Below are 19182 nucleotides of genomic sequence, written 5' to 3'. Positions count from 1 at the left end.
GCAGTTCTTTTTTGTGTGTTGAATTGGCAAGAAGGGACGATCAGCTTTGCGAATGAATTGGCCTGATCTTGAACCAGATCGAATACATGGCGGGCAAGAAGACGAGCGTCAGAACCGTTCCAGCGAGGGTGCCGCCGATCAGGGTGTAGGCCAGCGTTCCCCAAAACACCGAGTGGGTGAGCGGGATGAAGGCCAGGATCGCGGCCAGGGCGGTCAGGATGACCGGGCGGGCGCGTTGCACCGTGGCTTCGACCACCGCGTGGAACGGGTCGAGTCCTTCCTGTTCGTTGTGATGGATCTGCCCGATCAGGATCAGCGTGTTGCGCATCAGGATGCCTGACAGCGCGATCAGGCCGACCAGCGCATTGATGCCGAAGGGCTGCTGGAACAGCAGCAGGGTCGGCGCGACGCCGATCAAGCCCAGCGGACTGGTGGCGAACACCATGACCATTGCCGCGATCGAGCGCACCTGCAAAATGATGATGAGCAGCGTGAGCGCGATCATGATCGGGAACAGGGGCAGCATTGCCGTGGTGGCCTTGCCGGCTTCCTCGATCGAGCCGGCCTGTTCGATCCGGTAGCCCGAAGGAAGCTTCTCGATGATCGGCTGCAGCTGCTTCAGGACCGCGTTGGAAACGTCCGGCGGTTGCAGCTCTTCGGCGATGTCGCCGCGGACCGTGATGGTTGGCGTGCGGTCGCGGCGGCGCAGGATGGGATCTTCCATGCGCACGTCGACGGTGCCCACCTGGGACAGCGGGATGCGTTGTCCAGCCGATCCGACCAGCGTGAAGCCGGCGATCTTCGCGGGATCTAGGCGGATGTTGCCGGCGGCGCGGCCCACCACCTGCACCGAGCGGATGTCCTCCCGGACCTCCGTCAGCGGCGCCCCGCTCAGCAGGAATTGCAGCTGCTGCGCCACGGCGTTGGAGGTCAGGCCCACGGCCTGCAAGCGGTTCTGGTCGAGTGTGAAGTGCAGGGTGGGTACGCGCGGGCCCCAGTCCGTGTTGACGGTACGCATCATCGGGCTGGCGCGCATGACGTTTCCGACCTCGTCGGCGATCGCGCGCAGCTTGTCCGGGTCCGGCCCCATGACGCGGTAGGCCACGGGGAAGGGCGAGGGAGGCCCGAACACAATCTGGGTGACGCGCACCTGCGCCTCGGGCGCCAGCCCGTCGGCCACCGCCTGGCGCAACCGGAACTTGAGGGTTTCCCGCTCCTTGTCGTCGCCCGCCAGCACCACGATCTTGGCGAACGAGGGATCGGGCAGTTCAGGCGACATCGCCAGGAAGAAACGCGGCGCGCCCTGGCCGATGTAGGCGGTCACGATCCGGGCTTCCTCCTGCTTGGCCAGCCAGGCCTCGACCTTGGCTGCCGCGGCGCTGGTCTGCTCGATCGAGGTGCCATACGGCATCTGCACCTCGACCAGAACCTCCGGCCGGTCGGAGGTCGGAAAGAACTGCTTCTTGACCAGTCCCATGCCGACGACGGACAGCACGAACGCGCCGATCACCGCGCCGGCCACCAGCCACTTGCGCGCGATGACACGGCCCAGCACCTGCCGGAAACGGTTGTAGCGCGGGGTGTTGTAGATCGCTTCGTGCCCGCCTTCGATCTTCTTGATGTCCGGCAACAGCTTCACGCCCAGGTAGGGCGTGAACGCCACCGCCACCACCCAGGAGGCGATCAGGGCGATACCGACGATCCAGAACATGTTGCTGGTGTATTCACCCGCGGTGGAACGCGCGAATCCGTTGGGCATGAAGCCGATGGCCGTGACCAGCGTGCCGGAAAGCATGGGGGCCGCCGTGTGGCTCCAGGCATAGGCCGATGCGGCAACGCGGTCGTAGCCTTCCTCCATCTTCACGACCATCATCTCGATGGCGATGATGGCGTCGTCCACCAGCAGGCCCAGCGCCAGGATCAGCGAGCCAAGCGTGATGCGGTCGAAGTTCTTGCCGCTGGCGACCATGACGACGAACACGGCCGCCAGCGTCAGCGGCACGGCTGCCGCGACCACGATGCCGACGCGCCAGCCCATGCTGACAAAGCACACCACCATCACGACGAGCAGGGCGACAAAGAACTTGACCATGAACTCGTCGACCGCCGAGCCGATGTTGACAGCCTGATCGGTCACCTTGCTCAGGCTCATGCCCAGTGGCAGCTCCGTGTTGATCTTGGTGACTTCCGCCGTCAGCGCCTTGCCCAGGTCGAGCCCATTCCAGTCGTCGCGCATCACGATGCCCAGCAACAGCGCCGGCTCTCCGTTGTTGCGCACCAGGAAGGTGGCTGGGTCTTCGTAGCCGCGCTCGACGTTCGCCACGTCCGACAACTTCAGCGTCCGCCCCTGCGCCATGATGGGCATCTGCCGGATCTTCTCCAGGCTGTCGAACGCACCATCGACACGAACGAAGACCTGCGGCCCCTGGGTCTCGATGGAACCAGCAGGCGTCAGCACGTTCTGCGCATTGAGCGCGGTGAAGATGTCCTGCGGCGTGACCCCCAGCGTGGCCAGGCGGTCATGCGAGAAGGAAACGAAGATGCGTTCGGGCTGCTCGCCGATGATGTTGACTTTCTTCACCCCCGGCACGTGCAGCAGTTGCTGGCGCAGCGATTCCGCATCGCGCGCCAGCAGGCGCTGCGGCTCGCCCTTGGCCTTGAGGGCAAAGAGCGCGAACGTCACGTCCGCGTACTCGTCGTTGAGCATGGGGCCGATGACGCCGGCGGGCAGTTTCTTGGCCTCGTCACCGAGTTTCTTGCGGGCCTGATAGAACTCATCCTGGACTTCCGAAGGCGGCGTGTCGTCGCGCAGGGAAATCATCGAAAAAGCCAGGCCGGGGCGCGTGTAAGTATCTGTGCGGTCGTACCAGCGCAGTTCCTGCAGGCGCTTTTCCAGCGGTTCGGCGACCTGGTCCTGCATCTCCTGCGCGGTGGCGCCCGGCCAAGCGGTGACGACCGTCATTTGCTTGATCGTGAATGGCGGGTCTTCCGCCCGGCCCAGCTTGAAGAACGCGATGAGCCCTGCCACTGAAATCAGAAAGATCAGAAACAGCGTGATGGAACGCTCGCGTACGGCCAGTGCCGATAGATTGAAACGGCTTTCGCTCACGGGTGAGCCCCCGCCGCCTTGGCGCTGACGGCCGGGCCTGCGACCCTGACCTGCTCGCCTTCGCGCAATAGATGCGCGCCGAGTGCAACGATCCGTTCGTCTAGCTTGAGTGGCCCGGAGACCCGTGCACTGTCACTGTCCAGAAGCTCGACCGTCACGGCACGCCAGGACACCTTGGCTGGTTCACCGGCGATGACCCATACGCCCGGCCCCTTGCCAGCGTCAAACAGCGCGCCGATCGGCACTTGCATGCCGCCTTGCGTGGGTTGCCCGCTTTGCAGTTGAAGCGTTACCGTTGAGCCCAGGGGCGCGTTGGCCAGTTCTCCTTCCAGGACGTATCGTGCGTCGTAGGTGCGGGTCAGCCGGTCCGCACTGGCCGAGAGCTGCCGAAGCCTGGCGGGGGCGCTCGTGCCGTCCTTGCCGAAAGGCGTGGCCAGGGCAACGGATCCGATCGCAGGGCGCAGGGTTTCCGGCAACTGGATCGCCGCCTCGCGGTTGCCGGCGTGGGCCAGGCGCACCACAGTCTGCCCCGCGCTCACCACCTGGCCGGGTTCGGCCAGGGTTTCCGTGACGACACCGGCGCCATCGGCAAGCAATTCCGTGTAGCGGCTCGCGTTGCGGGCGACATCGGCTTGCGCTTGGGCTGCGCTGAGCTGCGCCTTGGCGGCATCCGCCGCCGCCTTGACCTGGTCATAGGCCGATGACGAGATGGCGCCCGTGCCACGGAGGTCGCGGTATCGGGCTTCGTCTTCTGATGTTTGCAGCGCCCGCGCCTGCGCGGCAGACACGGCTTGCTCTTGTGCGACGGCTGCAAGCTTTAGATCGACCGCATCGATGCGCATGAGCGGCTGGCCCTTCTTCACGGCCTGCCCCGCATCTACCAGCCGTTCAAGAACCTTGCCAGAGACGCGAAACCCCAGGTCGCTCTGAACCCGGGCAGCCACGGTTCCTGTGAATGAGCGAGAGGTGGGCGCCGCGCCACTGACGGTGACGGCTCGCACCAAGGGGGGCTCGGTGCGAGAGTCGACTGAAGCACCTTTGCCGCACGCGGCCAAGGCAAGTGGCAGTGCACAAATGACTGCGGAGATAGCGAAGCGGCGCCGGAGCATGAACGTCCCATCGACAAATAAAGAGGACCTTTATTTTGGGACATGTGACCAATTTAGTCAATGGTCACTGTTTTATTTCTACGGCGATAAGCTTCGGAGCACCAGTCCAGACAGGTGAGATGGCGCCTCTTCGGCCTCATCAATGCTGTGTTGCAGGAGCAGGGGGTGGATGTAGGGTCGCATGACGAGGTAGATCGACGTCGCGGTCTCGTCCAGGGGGGTCTTGCGCTCGAAGTCGCCGGCTTGGCGGCCTTCCTGCAAGACCTCGCGCAGCAGCTTCTGGATGGCTTGCTCGTACCCAATGGCGGCCTGCCAGCGCTCGGTCGCGGCCGAGGCAGCGATCTCGTGGAGCTTGCGGTTCTGGGTGAACAGGCGAAGGCTGGCCTCGGTCGCCACCTTGAACATGCGCCGAAGCTTTTCCGGGGGGGCGGCGGCTTCGGCAATGGCCGTGCGGATCTCGTCCTCGATCTCGCGCAGGCAGGCGGCGCAAATCATTTCCCCGATGGCCTGCTTCGACTCGAAGAACTTGTAGATGTAGGCCTTGGAAAACCCGATGGCGCCGGCCAGGTCGGACACGGTGGTTTTCTCGTAGCCGTAGCGGCTGAAATGTTCGGTGGCTGCAAGCACGATTTGATCTCGCACCTCGTGGTCGGCCGGGCCGCGGGCTGTGGCGGGGTGGGTGGATGTTTTCTGCATGGACGCCAGCTTACGCGACTCCTGGCGTTTGGACAAATGGTGACTATTTGGTATTATGGTCACAACGACCACCCACGGACCAATTCCATGTTGTCTCAATCGATCTACGCCACGCTTCTTGCTGCAGCCCTCTCCACGGGGTGCGCCGTCGGCCCCGAATACGTGCGGCCTGCTGCGCCTCTGCCGGAGCACTTCCAGAGCCGGCCCGCAGCCGAACACGGCACCGCGATAGCAGATGCCGACCTTGTCGCCTGGTGGGCGGGGTTTGGCGATCCGCAACTGGCAAGGTGGGTGACGCTGGCACTTGAGCAGAACCTGGATCTGGCTCAAGCGTCAGCTCGCGTCGCGCAAGCGCGGGCGGGCCTGGGATCGGCCCAGGCCGCGCTAATGCCTTCGGGCCTTGTCAGCGGCCAGGCGTCCAGGGCTTACCAATCTGTCGAAACGCCGCTCGGCCAGGTCCTGAATTCGCAGCCCGGCTTCGACCGCAACGGCAGCGCTTACGAGGCAAATTTCGGTGCCAGCTGGGAGCTGGACATCTTTGGTGGTTTGCGGCGCGGCCGGGAAGCAGCATTGGCCGACTACCAGGCGTCCGAGGCTGGCGCCGTGGCCACACGGCTGGCGGTGGCGGCACAGACCGCCGACATCTACATCAATATTCGTGGCCTGCAGACCCGGTTGGACATTGTCCAGAAGCAGGTGCAAACGCAGCAGGAACTGCTTGCGACCATCAAGCTTCTGTATGGCAAAGGCTTGGCCGCTGAGCTCCAGGTGAGCCAGGCAGAAGGCGCGCTTGCCCAGACCCGCGCACAGGTGCCCGTTTTGCTGACGGCGCTGGACTCGACCATGAATGCACTGGACGTGATGCTGGGCTCGCCCCCCGGAACGCACCAGGCGGAATTGGCACAGGCGCGTGCGATTCCCTTGGCGCCCAAGATCGGGGTGACCGGTTCGCCGGGCGAATTGCTCACGCGCAGGCCCGATCTCATCGTGGCGGAGCGCCGCCTTGCGGCGTCGAACGCGCGCATTGGTGCTGCGATGGCCGAGTACTACCCCAAGCTCTCCCTGAATGGTCTGATTGGCAGCGCGACATCGGTGTCTGCTGGCAACCTGTTTACCAGCGGCGCCAGCCAGGCGGCTGGCGTGCTGGGCCTTCGCTGGCGGCTGTTTGATTTCGGCCGCATTGACGCGCAGATCGCGCAGGCCAAGGGCCAGGAGGCTGAGATGCTGGCGGCGTACCGGCTTGCCGTGCTGCGGGCGACCGAGGATGTGGAAAACGCCTTGTCAGCGCTGGCGCGGCGCGACGAGCAGGCCGCTGTGCTCGGCCAGGGCGTGGATTCGCTCGGCCGTGCACGCGCGGCTTCATTCGCGGGTTATCAGAAGGGTGTGCTGAGCCTGATCGAGGTACTGCAGGCCGACGAGAACTTGCTCCGCGCATCGGATGCGCGGGCGCAGGCCCAGACCGAATCGGCACGCGCTGCGGTGGCTGCGTTCCGGGCACTTGGCGGCGGCTGGACGCCCCATGATTTCAAAGCGGTGGCAGCCAACTAGCAAGAGCATGGGCTATTGCCGGGGATGAGGGCGACGGGGGCGGGATGCAGAATGAAGCATCCCGACCCCGCCGGCGCTTGTGCCGACCACCTCATGCAACCGACCTCCAGCATCTCCACCACAGAAGCGCAGATCGCCGCCGCGGCGCACGCCACGCGCAGCGAGGCCATCGCCATGCTCAGCACCCTGGTGTCCCACGGCTCGCTGCTGGGGCATGAGCAGGGCGCGCAGGACTACATGGCCGATGTGTTCTCGGGTCTGGGCCTGCGGGTGGACCAGTTCCAGATAGACGAAGAGCGCATCAAGCAGCACCCGGCCTATTCGCCCTCCATCGTGTCCTACGAAGGCCGCACCAATGTCGTCGGCATCCACCAGCCGCGTGGCCCGGTCAAGGGCAAGTCGCTGATCTTCAACGGGCACATCGACGTGGTGCCGGTAGGGGCAGAGGCGCTGTGGCGGCACCCGCCATTCCAGCCCGTGCTGGAGGGTGACCGCCTGTATGGGCGCGGCGCGGCGGACATGAAGGCCGGCATCGTGGCCTATTGCATGGCCTACAAGGCGCTGCAGGACCTAGGCTTGGAGCCGGCGTCGCCGGTGGTCCTGCAGTCGGTGGTTGAGGAAGAGTGCACCGGCAATGGCGCGCTGGCCTGCCTGGTGGCGGGCTACCGGGCCGACGCCGCCATCATCCCCGAGCCGCTGGGCGGCATCATGACCTGCCAGTTGGGGGTCTTGTGGCTGAGCATCGAGGTGCTGGGCAAGCCGGCCCATGCCTCGGTGGCGCAGACCGGGGTCGGGGCCATCGACTTCTCGATGTACCTGTTTGCAGAACTCAAGAAGCTGGAGCAGCGCTGGAACGCACCTGACGCGCGCTACCGCAACTATGCGCACCATGCGCATCCGATCAACTTCAACCTGGGCAAGGTGCAGGGCGGTGAATGGGCGTCGTCCGTGCCATCGGCCTGCCGCAGCGACATCCGTATTGGCTTCTATCCCGACATGAAGGTGGCGCAGGTCAAGGCCCAGGTCGAAGCGGTGCTGGCTGCCGCCTATGCGGCGCACCCCGCGCATGACAGCCTGCGCTATGAGGTCGTGTACCAGGGCTTTCAGGCCGATGGCTTTGCGCTGGACCTGGACGAGCCCATCGTGACAGAGCTGTCCAAATGCCACCTGGAGGTGCTGGGCCAGACGCTGGAGCCGACCGCCTTCACCGGCACCACGGATGCCAAGTTCTTCAACCTCTACGGCAATACGCCAGCCGTATGCTACGGCCCGACCGGCGCCAGCATCCACGGCATCGACGAGTGGGTATCGATAGACAGCCTGATGCAGACCGCCGCCGTGCTGGCGGTGTTCATGGCGCGCTGGTGCGGCGTCAACGCATTGGACTGACGGCGGTCCTTGCAGGCCTGGCGTAGGCCTTGCGGCGAAATGCTCGGGCTGGTGTCCTACGCCCGCGTCACGGGGGCCGGTGCTAGCTTGGAAGAACCCCAAGGAGCATGACCATGAGCACCGCCAGTGACATCAAGAAAATGACCGACGTTCTGCACCTGCCGGATGCGCTCGCAGCGCTGTCCGGCTCCGACCGCGACCGGGAAGCCGCGGCGGCACACAAGCATCCGCCGACAGAGGATGACAAGAAAGACGAGGCTCCCGCGCCCAAGGCCGGGGAGCAGGCCGCCGTGCCTAAATCAGGCTGAAATCAGCGCCGCATCCACCAGCCGCACGCGGTGGTCGATGTAGTAGCCGCCAAATTCGGTATAGCGCAGCACCAGCCGGCCACAACTGCCGCAGCGGAAAACATCGCTTCGGTTGAAGGGAAAGTAGGCCACCGCGATGGGTGCGTCGGCTGAGTCGTAGCGTGTGCCGTCGGGGTGGAATTCCTCGAAGGTCGGCTCGTCCACCGCGGGATCGCGCAGGGTGCCTAGCGGCTCCAGCAGCGCCGCCGGCCAGCGGTCTTCGGTGATGCTTTCCCAGGCCAGGGCCTTGTGCAGGCCGCAGGCGCAGTGCGCGGTGGAGGCGGGCGGTGTGGCAGATTCGGCGAGCGCCTTCAATGTTGCGGTGTTGAGCAGAATCGTGGGCTGAATCATGTGCTGCAGTCTACCTTTGCACGGGCTATTTCAAGGTCTGGCAAAAGTGCTGAATGGCTCCGCAGGCGGCACCCAGCGCATGCTTGTCTAGCGCATAGGCGATGCGCAGGTACGGGCCCAGGCCGAATGCGCTGCCGTGCACTACCGCCACATGGGCCTCGTCCAGCAGCGCACCAGCCACGTCCTCGTCCGTAGCCAGCAGCGTGCCGGCTGGCGTTGTGCGACCAATCAAGCCGGCGCAGGACGCGAACGCGTAGAACGCGCCACCCGGTACCGCGCAGTGCAGCCCGGGCGCCTGGTTGAGCAGTTGCACCATCAGGTCGCGCCTTTGTTCGAAGGCTGCGCGCGTGCTGCCAATGAAGTCTTGCGGCCCGGTCAGGGCGGCCAGCGCCGCATGCTGGGAGACCGAGCTGGCGCCCGAGGTCTGCTGCCCTTGCAGCTTTTCCATGGCGTCGAGCAGCCAGCGCGGCCCGGTGCCAAAGCCGATGCGCCAGCCGGTCATGGCATAGGCCTTGGAGACGCCATTCATCGTCAGGGTGCGGGGCCGCAGGCGCGGCTGTACCTGGGCGATGGTGTGAAAGCTGGCACCGTCGAAGACCAGGTGCTCGTAGATGTCGTCGGCCAGCACCAGTACCTGCGGGTGGGCCAGCAGCACCTCGGCCAGGGCTTGCAGCTCTGCGCGGCTGTAGACCGCGCCGGTGGGGTTGGAGGGCGAATTGAGGACCAGCCAGCGCGTGCGCGGCGTGATCGCTGCCGATAGCGCCTGCGGCGTGAGCTTGAAGCCGCTCTCGCTGCCGCAGGCCACGATGACCGGGCGCGCGCCGCACAACTGCACCATCTCGGGGTAGCTGACCCAGTAGGGCGCGGGCACGATCACCTCGTCGCCCTCGTTCAGGGTCGCGGCCAGGGCGTTGTAGATCACCTGCTTGCCGCCGCTGCAGACGATGGTGTCCTGCCAGCTCACGGCCAGGCCGTTCTCGCGCTGGAACTTGGCCGCCACGGCCTCGCGCAGTGCGCGCAGGCCGGCTACCTGTGTGTAGCGCGTGTGGCCGTTGCGGATGGCGCTCACTGCGGCGTCGCAGATGTGCGGCGGCGTATCAAAGTCTGGCTCGCCGGCGCTCAGCGAGATGATGCGGGTGCCCGCGGCGCGGTGGGCCGCCACGCGGTCAAGCATGCGGTAAGTGGCAGAGGGCTGTGCGCTGGCCAGGTGCCGGTTCAGGGTGTCCACGCTCATGGCGCCTTCCTCTGCAGCGTGTGGTAGCCCAGGGCTGCACGCGCCTGGCCCAGGGTCTTGCCTTGGGCTATCTGGGCGCGGATGTCGGCCTCCACTGCCTCGATCTGGCGCGCCACCGCCGCCACTTCGCGGGCACGCGCACGCGGCACCACGACCACGCCATTGGCATCGGCCACGACGATGTCGCGCGCGGCGACCCGGGCCGTGCCTATGGAGACCGGCACATTCACCGCCTCGACCTGTACCCGGTCCTTGCCGGTGCGCATGAAGCGGCCCTGCGTGAACAAGGGGTAGCCGTCGCCCAGGGCCTTGCCGACATCGCGGCAGACGCCGTCGATCACGGTGGCGGCGATGCCTCGTGCGCCGGCGTACTGGGTCATGATGTCGCCCCACACGGTGCAGTCGGTGCGGCCGTTGTTGTCTAGCACCACCACATCGCCTGCGGCCACGTCGTCGATGAAGTCGCCCACCGTGCCTGCCGGCGTGCTGGCCGCGACGTATTTCACGGTGAAGGCCGGGCCGACGACGACTTGCCGGTAGTCGTCCAGCGGCATCAGGCCCAGGCATTGGCCGGGCAGGCCGAGCTTGTCCAGCGCGTCAGAGACGCCGGGCGTATCCAGGCCCGCGAAGAGGGCGACCAGTTCCTTGTCTTCTGCCTGCATCATGCGGCCCCCGTGTGGATGGCGTTGAATTCCGTGTCGTGCATGACCTCGGCAACCGAGCGGCCGGCGCGCAATGCGCTCGCCCAGCGCCAGCACTTCTTCGATCCGGGCGGCCGGCACAAAGACGCTGCCGCAGCGGTCGGCGATCACGTAGTCGTCCTCGTGGACCCACACGCCCGCCACGGTCACGGGCTGGCCCGAGGCCACCTGCACGACGCGGTTGCGCGCGCTGACCATGGTCACGCCACGGCCGAACACCGGGTAGCCGATGGCCTCGCTGCCGTCGATGTCGCGGCTCATGCCATCTATCACCGAACCCCGGATGCGCCTGGCCTTGGCCGCATTGGCCAGGATGTCGCCCCAGCAAGAGATGCCTTCGATGCCGCCGGCAATGACCAGGATGCGCTCGTCCGACTGCACTTGCGCAATCACGGGCGAGATCAGGTGCACCGTGGGCGCCGCATCAGTCTTGGGGCCGAGCTGGATGGTGCTGGCGCGGCCGACGATGCGGGGGCAGCTCCACAGCGGACGCAGGCCGAAGGTGGCGCCGGGCAACTGGAGGAAATCCAGCGCGTCGGAGACGGTGTTGGTGTCGAGCGCGGCGAGCCGGTCGAGCAAAGAAGGCGATGTCATGCGGGTCCTGGAATGCTTGCAAGGCCCGCACTGTCGGCCGTAGAGTTCAATACGTAAATTCCGAAGAGCGGAATCTATCCATACGTTGAACCTATCAAATGACCACGATCAACTTTCGGCTCATTCGCCACCTGTGGCTGTTCCTGGCGGTGGCAGAAGAACAGAACTTCGGCCGCGCGGCCAAGCGCCTGGGCATGTCGCAGCCGCCGCTGACCGAGCAGATCCAGGTGCTGGAGCAGGCCTTGAAGGTGAGGCTCTTTGAGCGCTCCCGGCGCGGTGCGCAGCTCACGCCCGTGGGCGCGGCCATCCTGCCGGCGGTACGCAAGTTTGCCGAGCAGCTTGAGCGGCTGGAGCTGGCCGTGCGCGAGGCCACGGCCGGCCAGACCGGCGTGCTGACCATAGGTGCGATCAGCTCCGCCATGCTGGATGTGCTGCCGCCCCTGGTCGAGCGCCTGAAGGCCGACTATCCCCAGCTCACGGTGTCGGTCAAAGAGATCGACAGCGTCGACGCCGTGCCGGCGCTGGAGGCGGGCGATGTGGATCTGGCCTTTGCGCGGCTGGAGGGCGATCTGGGCACAAGCATCCAGACCATGCCGCTGACCGAGGACCGCCTGGCCGTGGCATTGCCGCGCAGCCATGCCCTGGCGGCTTCACCGCGCATCCGGCTGGCGGCCTTGGGGGAAGAGGCTTTTGTGATGTTCTCGCGGCAAGTCAGCCCGGTGTACTTCGACTGCCTGGTGGCGGCCTGCCGCGCCAGTGGCTTTTCGCCGCGCATCCTGCACGAGGTGCGCTCCGTGGCCTCGCAGATTGCATTCGTCGGCTGCGGCCAGGGCATTGCACTGGTGCCGTCCACGCTGAAGAAGCTGGCGCCCGAGAACGTGGTGGTCCGGCCGCTGAAAGAAAGCCTGAGCGTGGTGACCACGGCCGTGGCCTGGAGCACGGCGCGCACCAACCCCATGGTCGATGCGGTGGTGGCCGCGCTGCAGCGCAAGCGCAGCGGGAAGAAGGGCGACTAGTGTCGCGTCAAGCATGATCTGCCGGTGTGCGCTTGCCCTCGCCGCGCATCGCTGCGTTGCAGCCCTTGCCCAGGCGTAAAGCCTGGGCTGCGGCCTGCGCCTTGCGCTGCACGCCGATGCCTTCGCACCCATCCGTCACCTCACCCTTGACGCGACACTAGCCCAAGGCTTCCAGCTCTGCCGTCAGCTGCAGCCAGCGCTCTTCCAGCGTTTCGGTTTCGGTGCTGATCTGCTTGAGCCGCTTGCCGGCGTCGGCGATATCGGCGGGCACTTTGGTGTGCTGCAGGCGCTCTTCCTGCTTGGCCTTTTCTTGCTGCAAGCTGGTCAGGCGCTGGTCGATCTCACCCAGTTCGCGCTTCAAGGGCCGCGCGTTGGCCGAGGCCTGCTGGCGGCTTTGCGCATCTTGTTTGCGCTGGTCGCGGCCGGCGGCGGGCTTTTCTGCATCAAAAGTGGCTGTAGCCCTTGCTGCTTCTGGGCTTTTAGCTATTGTTTTTGCTGCAGGCTCGGCTGCAGCGGCGCGCTCGGCCACCTTGGCGGCTTCGCGCAGGCGCTTGGCCTCGTCCAGCAGGTAGCGCTGGTAGTCGTCCAGATCGCCGTCGAAGGGGCCGACCACACCACGGCCGACCAGCCAGAACTCGTCGCAGACCGAGCGCAGCAGCGCGCGGTCATGGCTGACCAGCATCAGCGTGCCTTCGAACTCGTTCAGCGCCATGGCCAGGGCCTCGCGCGTGGCCAGGTCCAAGTGGTTGGTGGGCTCATCCAGCAGCAGCAGGTTGGGGCGCTGCCAGACCATCATGGCCAGCACCAGCCGGGCCTTCTCGCCGCCGCTCATGGTGCCGACCGACTGCTTGACCATGTCGCCGCTGAAATTGAAGGTGCCCAGGTAGCTGCGCAGGTCTTGCTCGCGGCTGGGTTGCTTGGCGTCGGCACCCATCTCGCGGGCGAGGCGGATCATGTGCTCCAGCGGCGTGTCCTGCGGGCGCAGCACGTCCAGCTCTTGCTGGGCAAAGTAGCCGATGCGCAGGCCCTTGCCTTCGATGATGCTGCCAGACAGCGGCGCCATGTCGTGGGCCACGGTCTTGACGAAGGTGGACTTGCCCTGGCCGTTGGCGCCCAGGATGCCGATGCGCTGGCCCGCCAGCACCGACTTGCTGACGCCTTGCAGAATGATCTTGGGCGGCGCGCCTTCTTCTTCGGCCGCGTAGCCAAAGGAAGCGTCGCTGATCGACATCATTGGATTGGGGATGTTGCCCGGCTCCTTGAACTCGAAGGTGAACTCGGCCTCGGCCAGCAGCGGCGCGACCTTCTCCATGCGCTCCAGCGCCTTGACCCGGCTCTGCGCCTGCTTGGCCTTGCTGGCCTTGGCCTTGAAGCGGTCGATGAACTTCTGCAAGTGGGCGATCTTGTCCTGCTGCTTGGAGAAGGCGGCCTGCTGCTGCTCCATGTGCAGCGAGCGCATTTCCTCGAACTTGCTGTAGTTGCCGCCGTAGCGCGTGAGCTTGGCGTTCTCGATGTGCAGCGTGACATCGGTGATGGCGTCCAGGAATTCGCGGTCATGGCTGATCACGATCATGGTGCCGGCGTACTTCTTGAGCCAGGCTTCGAGCCAGACCAGCGCGTCCAAGTCCAAGTGGTTGGTGGGCTCGTCGAGCAGCATCAGGTCCGACGGGCACATCAGTGCGCGTGCCAGTTGCAGGCGCATGCGCCAGCCGCCCGAGAAGCTGTCCACCGGGTTGTCCAGCTCGCTGGTCTTGAAGCCCAGGCCCAGGATCAGCGCCTGCGCGCGCGGCACGGCGTCGTGGTCGCCGGCGTCGGCCAGGTCGGTGTAGGCGTGGGCAATGGCCATGCCATCGTCAGCTTCTTCGGCCGCGGCCAATTGGGCGCGCAGCTCGGCCAGGCGGGTGTCGCCGGCCAGCACGAAGTCGGTGGCCGATTCAGACGTTTCCGGCATGTTCTGCGCGACCTGTGCCATGCGCCATTGCGCAGGGATGGAGAAGTCGCCCCCGTCCTCGTGCAGCGTGCCGTTGAGCAGCGCGAACAGGGTGGACTTGCCGGCGCCATTGCGGCCGACCAAACCGACCTTCTCGCCGGGGTTGAGGGTGACGCTGGCGCTATCGAGCAGCACTTTGGCGCTTCGGCGCAGGACGACGTTCTTGAGATTGATCATGGGGAAAGACAGAAAAACAGGTGCGCTGGGCGCATGGGAAGACGGTGTGGCGAAGGGGCGGCTAAGTGGTGGAAAGCGTCAGGGCTCGGCCCAGTTCGCCAGCCGCAGATCCGGCACGCGCTCGAATTCGCGCAGCTTGTGGGTCACCAGCGTGCAGCCCAGGGCACGGGCATGGGCTGCGATCAGGGTGTCGATGGAGCCGATCGGACGGCCTTGACGCTCCAGCGTGGCGCGTATGTCGGCATAGTGCCAAAGCGATTCATCACCAAAGGGCACCAGCTCCAGCGGCGCCAGGAATTTCTCCAGCGCCATGCGGTTGCGCTGCGATCCCGACTTGGCCACGCCAAACGCCAGTTCGGCCGCCGACAGGCTGGAGATACCGATGTCGCCCGCGTGGTACTGGCGAAAGCGCTGGATTACATGGGCCGGCCGTTCGTTGATGATGTAGATGCAGATGTTGGTGTCGAGCAGGTATTGCATGCCGCCGTCACACCACCAGGTCAGGCCGTACCTGTGCTTCAGGCTGCTCGCGCTCCAGGCGAAAGCCGGGCTCGAACTCGTCCAGCGCCGCTTCCAGCGTGGCCCAGGGGTCGTCCACCGGCAGCAGCAGCACGCCGTTGCCAAAATGCTTGACCACCACCTCGGTACCGGCAAAGCGGTAGTCCTTGGGCAGGCGCACAGCCTGGCTGCGGCCGGAGGCAAAAAGGCGGGCGGTTTCCATGTGAGGGTTTCTAGGTAGATGCCGATAACTATCAGCGGTAGCTACCATGATACCAGCCACGCCTGCGGCGGCGTCTGGGGAGGTCAGTTGACCAAGGCCGCACGCTCGACCAGCAGTACCTGGTCTTCCCCCGCGCTGGTGCTCAGCCAGAACACCGGCAGCTCGGGGAAGGCGGCTTCGAAATAGGCGCGCTCGTTGCCGATCTCCAGCACCAGCACGGCGTCTTCGGTCATGCAGGCCGGGGCGTCTTGCAGCAGTTGGCGGATGAAGTCCATGCCGTCGGTGCCGCCGGCCAGGGCCATTTCGGGCTCGGCGCGGTATTCGGCTGGCAGCTTGGCCATGCTCTGGGCGTTGACGTAGGGCGGGTTGCACAGGATCAGGTCGTAGGGCCCGCGCACGGCGGCCAGGCCGTCGGAGCTGAGCAGCGTGATGCGCTCTTGCAGGCCGTGCTTGGCGACGTTGATCTTGGCGACTTCCAGCGCGTCGGCGGAGAGGTCGGCCGCGTCCACGCTGACATCGGGGTAGGCCATGGCGGCCAGCACGGCCAGGCTGCCGTTGCCGGTGCACAGGTCCAGCACGCGCTGGGTGTGCTCGCTCAGCCAGCCGTCGATGTCGCCTTCGGCCAGCAGCTCGGCGATGAAGCTGCGCGGCACGATGGCGCGCTCGTCCACATAGAAGGGCACGCCTTGCAGCCAGGCTTCTTGCGTCAGATAAGCGGCAGGCTTGCGCGTGGCGATGCGTGCTTCAAAAAGTGTAGCTACAAGCCCTTGCTCCGCCTGGGCTACAGGCTGATTTGACACTGAATCTAAATCATCCAGCGGCAAACCCAGGCGCCACAGCACCAGCCAGGCGGCTTCGTCGAAGGCGTTGGTGGTGCCGTGGCCGTAGGCCACACCGGCGGCCTTCAGTTGCTGCGCGCCGGCCTCTATCAGTGCAAGAACCGTCGTCATGCCACTGCGCCCGCCAGGTTTTCCAGCGTGCGCCGGTAGATGTTCTTCAAGGGCTCGATGTCTTCCAGCCGCAGGTGCTCGTCGATCTTGTGGATCATGGCGTTGGGCGGCCCGCATTCGACCACCTGCACGCCCAGCGGCGCGATGAAGCGGCCATCGCTGGTGCCGCCGGTGGTGGAGAGTTCGGTCGTCAGGCCGGTCTCGGCCTTGATCGCGGCGCTGATCGCGTCCAGCAAGTTGCCTGGTTCGGTCAGGAAGGGCTGGCCGCCAATGGTCCAGCGCAGCTCGTAGTCCAGGCCGTGCTTGTCGAGCACTGCCCCTACCTGCTGCTGCAGGCCTTCGGCGGTGGATTCGGTGGAGAAGCGGAAGTTGAAATCGACCACCACCGTGCCCGGGATCACATTGCTGGCGCCGGTGCCGCCGTGGATGTTGCTCACCTGCCAGCTGGTGGGCGGGAAGAAGGCGTTGCCCGCGTCCCACTGCGTGGCGGCCAGCTCGGCCAGTGCCGGCATGGCTTCGTGGATCGGGTTCTTGGCCAGTTGCGGGTAGGCGATGTGGCCTTGTATGCCCTTGACCGTGAGCTTGCCGCTCATGGTGCCGCGCCGGCCGTTCTTGACCATGTCGCCGGTGCGCTCGACCGAGGTCGGCTCGCCGACGATGCACCAGTCGATGCGCTCGCCGCGCGCCTGCAACTGGCGGCAGACGGCCACGGTGCCGTCTACGGCCGGGCCTTCTTCGTCGCTGGTGAGCAGCAGGCCAAGCGTGAGCGGCGTGTCGGGCGAGGCGGCCAGGTATTCCTCCAGCGCGACGACGAAGGCGGCGATGGATGTCTTCATGTCGGCCGTGCCGCGACCAAACAGCTTGCCGTCGCGGTGCGTGGGCACGAAGGGCGGGCTGGTCCATTGATCGAGCGGGCCGGTGGGCACCACGTCGGTATGGCCGGCAAACACCAGCGTTGCTGCGTTATTGATAGCTGAAAGCCCAGTCCCCGTCTGGGCTGAAGGCCTTTTTGCCCATAAATTGTGAACGCGAAAGTCGTCCGGCCCGCTGTCCATGCGTTCGCAGACAAAACCCAGCGGTTCGAGCCGGCGGGCGAGGATCTCCAGGCACTGGGCGTCGTCGGGTGTGACGGACGGGCGGGAGATCAGTTGCTCGGCAAGGTGCAGGGTACGGGACATCGGGAGGTGGGAAAGGGGAAAAGGTCAGTGCTTGACGTCAAGCACGATGTCGGTGAAAGACGGCCCGTCGTCATTGAGCGGCGACTGGGCGCTGGCCACGGCAGCGGCCGCCGCAGCTTTGGATGCCATGGCAAAGTCGTTCTGCAGCCGCCACATCAGGTTGGTGGGCGAGTCAGCGTGGGCAACGCCTTCCTTGCGCTCGACGATGCCTTCGGTGATCAGGCGGGCAATGTCTTCCTCGAAGGTCTGCGAGCCCTCGGCCATGGACTTTTCCATGGCCTCTTGCACGCCCGAGAAATTGCCGTTCTCGATCAGGTCCGACACCAGCTTGGTGTTGAGCATGACCTCGACCGCCGGCACGCGCGTGCCCTTGGCGGTGCGCAGCAGGCGCTGCGACACCACGGCCTTGAGGGCGGACGACAAATCGCCGAGCAGCGTCGGGCGCACCTCGACCGGGTAGAAGCTCAGCACCCGGTTCATGGCCTGGTAGCTGTTGTTGGCGTGCATGGTGGCCAGGCACAGGTGGCCCGACTGGGCGTAGGCGATGGCCGCCGACATGGTCTCGCGGTCGCGGATTTCGCCGATCAGGATCACGTCGGGCGCCTGGCGCAGCGCGTTCTTCAGCGCGACCTGCAGCGACTGCGTGTCGACGCCGATCTCGCGCTGGTTGATGATGGATTTCTTGTTGCGGAACAAGAATTCGATCGGGTCCTCGATGGTCAGGATGTGGCCCGAGGCGACCTCGTTGCGGCTGTCGATCATCGAGGCCAGCGTGGTGCTCTTGCCGGAGCCGGTGGCGCCCACCATCAGCACCAGGCCGCGCTTCTCCATGATCAGCTCGCGCAGCAGCGGCGGCAGGTTCAGGGTGTCGAGCCGGGGAATCTCGCTGTGGATGTAGCGCACCACCACCGCGAACGAGCCGCGCTGGCGCATGGCGCTGACGCGAAAGCGCCCCACGTCCTTCATGGCAAAGCCGGCGTTGAGCTCGCCGCTCTCTTGCAGCTCTTCCATGCGCTGCGCCGGCAGCACCTCGGCCAGCAGCGCGCGCGGTGTGTCGTAAGGCAAGATCTGGGCGTTGACCGCCACGCACTCGCCGTTGATACGCAGCGTGGCCGGCGCATTGGCCGACAGGTACAGGTCTGACGCATGCTGCTCGGCCATCAGCCGCAGAAGACGTTCCATCGTGCCCATGCGCGGTTCCTTGGAAGGTGGAAGAGAAGGGCGGTGGCGCTGCGCGATCAGTCGCGCAGGAGATCGTTCAGGCTGGTGCTGGAGCGCGTCTTGGCATCCACCGTCTTGACGATGATGGCCGCATACGTGCTGTAGGCCGTGCCGTCAGCCGTCTTCTTGGGCAGGTTGCCGCTGATGACCACGCTGCCGGAGGGCACGCGGCCATAGAACATTTCACCGGTTTCGCGGTTGAAGATCGGGGTGCTCTTGCCGAGGTACACGCCCATGCCGAGCACGGAATTTTCTTCGACGATCACGCCTTCGACCACTTCCGAGCGCGCGCCGATGAAGCAGTTGTCTTCGATGATGGTCGGGTTGGCCTGCAGCGGCTCCAGCACGCCGCCCAGGCCCACGCCGCCAGACAGGTGCACGTTCTTGCCCACTTGGGCGCAGGAACCGACGGTGGCCCAGGTGTCGACCATGGTGCCTTCATCGACATAGGCGCCAATGTTCACGTAGCTGGGCATCAGGATCGCGCCCTTGGCAATGAAGCTGCCACGGCGCGCCACGGCCGGCGGCACCACGCGCACGCCGGTGGCGGCGATGTCGGCTTCGCTCTGGCCCGAGAACTTGGTGGGCACCTTGTCGAAGAAGCTCAGGTCGCCCGAGCGCATCAGCACGTTGTCCTTCAGGCGGAAGGACAGCAGCACGGCCTTCTTGATCCATTGGTGCACGGTCCACTCGCCCACACCGTGGCGCGTGGCCACGCGCAGGCGGCCGGTATCGAGTTCGGCGAGCACGTGCTCGACGGCATCGGCGATTTCCTTGGGGGCAGAGGCGGGCGAGAAGCTGGCGCGGTTGTCCCACGCGTTGTCGATCAGGGTCTGGAGTTGCTGCGTCAT

The 19182-nt window shown here is 65.8% G+C and carries 18 protein-coding genes and 1 pseudogene; 4 read left to right on the top strand and 15 right to left on the bottom strand.

All coding sequences use genetic code 11. The features are described from left to right. Positions 1 to 40: 40 nt before the first annotated feature. The 3 genes from AAFF27_13795 to AAFF27_13785 all read right to left on the bottom strand — a co-directional run bounded on the left by AAFF27_13795 (position 41) and on the right by AAFF27_13785 (position 4914). Positions 41 to 3109, bottom strand: a complete 3069-nt coding sequence (locus AAFF27_13795) for an efflux RND transporter permease subunit (protein XAH21104.1) — start codon at positions 3107 to 3109, stop codon at positions 41 to 43. After that, positions 3106 to 4218 carry an efflux RND transporter periplasmic adaptor subunit gene (locus AAFF27_13790; GenBank protein XAH21103.1) on the bottom strand — a complete coding sequence of 371 codons (1113 nt, stop codon included), beginning with the start codon at positions 4216 to 4218 and terminating at the stop codon, positions 3106 to 3108. Before AAFF27_13790 ends, AAFF27_13795 begins: the two co-directional genes overlap by 4 nt. 78 nt (positions 4219 to 4296) lie before the next feature. Then, positions 4297 to 4914 carry a TetR/AcrR family transcriptional regulator gene (locus AAFF27_13785; protein ID XAH21102.1) on the bottom strand — a complete coding sequence of 206 codons (618 nt, stop codon included), beginning with the start codon at positions 4912 to 4914 and terminating at the stop codon, positions 4297 to 4299. 87 nt (positions 4915 to 5001) lie between these two features. On the opposite strand from AAFF27_13785, the gene AAFF27_13780 reads away from it, so the two are divergent. From AAFF27_13780 to AAFF27_13770, 3 genes are all read left to right on the top strand, one after another. Further along, positions 5002 to 6462, top strand: a complete 1461-nt coding sequence (locus AAFF27_13780) for a TolC family protein (GenBank protein XAH26239.1) — start codon at positions 5002 to 5004, stop codon at positions 6460 to 6462. 51 nt (positions 6463 to 6513) lie between these two features. Then, positions 6514 to 7851, top strand: coding sequence for an ArgE/DapE family deacylase (locus AAFF27_13775; GenBank protein ID XAH21101.1), 1338 nt, complete (start codon positions 6514 to 6516; stop codon positions 7849 to 7851). Positions 7852 to 7964: 113 nt separating this feature from the next. Beyond that, entirely contained in the window at positions 7965 to 8159 is a 195-nt protein-coding gene (locus AAFF27_13770; protein XAH21100.1) for a hypothetical protein, read from the top strand. Here the strand turns inward: AAFF27_13770 and AAFF27_13765 are convergent. From AAFF27_13765 to AAFF27_13750, 4 genes and pseudogenes are all read right to left on the bottom strand, one after another. After that, a complete protein-coding gene (locus tag AAFF27_13765) occupies positions 8151 to 8549 on the bottom strand; it encodes a hypothetical protein (protein XAH21099.1) in 399 nt (132 codons plus the stop codon). The two genes, AAFF27_13770 and AAFF27_13765, sit on opposite strands and share 9 nt — an antisense overlap. A 25-nt stretch (positions 8550 to 8574) precedes the next feature. Further along, positions 8575 to 9783 carry a pyridoxal phosphate-dependent aminotransferase gene (locus AAFF27_13760; protein XAH21098.1) on the bottom strand — a complete coding sequence of 403 codons (1209 nt, stop codon included), beginning with the start codon at positions 9781 to 9783 and terminating at the stop codon, positions 8575 to 8577. Continuing rightward, the gene (locus tag AAFF27_13755) at positions 9780 to 10445 is read right to left on the bottom strand and encodes an RraA family protein (protein XAH26238.1); all 666 of its coding nucleotides are present in this window, start codon (positions 10443 to 10445) and stop codon (positions 9780 to 9782) included. Before AAFF27_13755 ends, AAFF27_13760 begins: the two co-directional genes overlap by 4 nt. Beyond that, positions 10445 to 11078: pseudogene (locus AAFF27_13750) on the bottom strand (RraA family protein). The gene AAFF27_13755 and the pseudogene AAFF27_13750 overlap by 1 nt, the downstream one beginning before the upstream one ends. 98 nt (positions 11079 to 11176) lie before the next feature. Here AAFF27_13750 and AAFF27_13745 point away from each other — a divergent pair. Next, on the top strand, positions 11177 to 12094 hold the full coding sequence (locus AAFF27_13745) for a LysR substrate-binding domain-containing protein (protein ID XAH21097.1): 918 nt from the start codon (positions 11177 to 11179) through the stop codon (positions 12092 to 12094). A gap of 7 nt (positions 12095 to 12101) precedes the next feature. Here AAFF27_13745 and AAFF27_13740 read toward each other — a convergent pair whose 3' ends face one another. From AAFF27_13740 to dapD, 8 genes are all read right to left on the bottom strand, one after another. Continuing rightward, a complete protein-coding gene (locus tag AAFF27_13740; GenBank protein XAH21096.1) occupies positions 12102 to 12233 on the bottom strand; it encodes a hypothetical protein in 132 nt (43 codons plus the stop codon). 18 nt (positions 12234 to 12251) lie between these two features. Next, complete coding sequence (locus AAFF27_13735) at positions 12252 to 14261, bottom strand: ATP-binding cassette domain-containing protein (protein XAH21095.1); 2010 nt, start codon at positions 14259 to 14261, stop codon at positions 12252 to 12254. A gap of 78 nt (positions 14262 to 14339) precedes the next feature. Then, positions 14340 to 14741 (bottom strand): type II toxin-antitoxin system VapC family toxin, encoded by a 402-nt coding sequence (locus tag AAFF27_13730; protein XAH21094.1) that lies wholly within the window; start codon positions 14739 to 14741, stop codon positions 14340 to 14342. Between the two features lie 7 nt (positions 14742 to 14748). Continuing rightward, the gene (gene vapB, locus AAFF27_13725; protein XAH21093.1) at positions 14749 to 14982 is read right to left on the bottom strand and encodes a type II toxin-antitoxin system VapB family antitoxin; all 234 of its coding nucleotides are present in this window, start codon (positions 14980 to 14982) and stop codon (positions 14749 to 14751) included. Between the two features lie 83 nt (positions 14983 to 15065). Continuing rightward, the gene (gene prmB / locus AAFF27_13720) at positions 15066 to 15932 is read right to left on the bottom strand and encodes a 50S ribosomal protein L3 N(5)-glutamine methyltransferase (protein XAH21092.1); all 867 of its coding nucleotides are present in this window, start codon (positions 15930 to 15932) and stop codon (positions 15066 to 15068) included. Continuing rightward, positions 15929 to 17110 carry a succinyl-diaminopimelate desuccinylase gene (gene dapE / locus AAFF27_13715; protein XAH21091.1) on the bottom strand — a complete coding sequence of 394 codons (1182 nt, stop codon included), beginning with the start codon at positions 17108 to 17110 and terminating at the stop codon, positions 15929 to 15931. Before dapE ends, prmB begins: the two co-directional genes overlap by 4 nt. Positions 17111 to 17134: 24 nt before the next feature. Then, positions 17135 to 18301: a PilT/PilU family type 4a pilus ATPase gene (locus tag AAFF27_13710; protein ID XAH21090.1), complete on the bottom strand. Its 1167-nt coding sequence runs from the start codon at positions 18299 to 18301 to the stop codon at positions 17135 to 17137. Between the two features lie 47 nt (positions 18302 to 18348). Next, the gene (dapD, locus tag AAFF27_13705) at positions 18349 to 19182 is read right to left on the bottom strand and encodes a 2,3,4,5-tetrahydropyridine-2,6-dicarboxylate N-succinyltransferase (GenBank protein ID XAH21089.1); all 834 of its coding nucleotides are present in this window, start codon (positions 19180 to 19182) and stop codon (positions 18349 to 18351) included.

The sequence above is a fragment of the Xylophilus sp. GW821-FHT01B05 genome, from assembly GCA_038961845.1.
In the GTDB taxonomy this organism is placed as follows: Bacteria; Pseudomonadota; Gammaproteobacteria; order Burkholderiales; family Burkholderiaceae_C; genus Xylophilus.
This window is presented reverse-complemented; position numbering and strand designations above follow the sequence as displayed.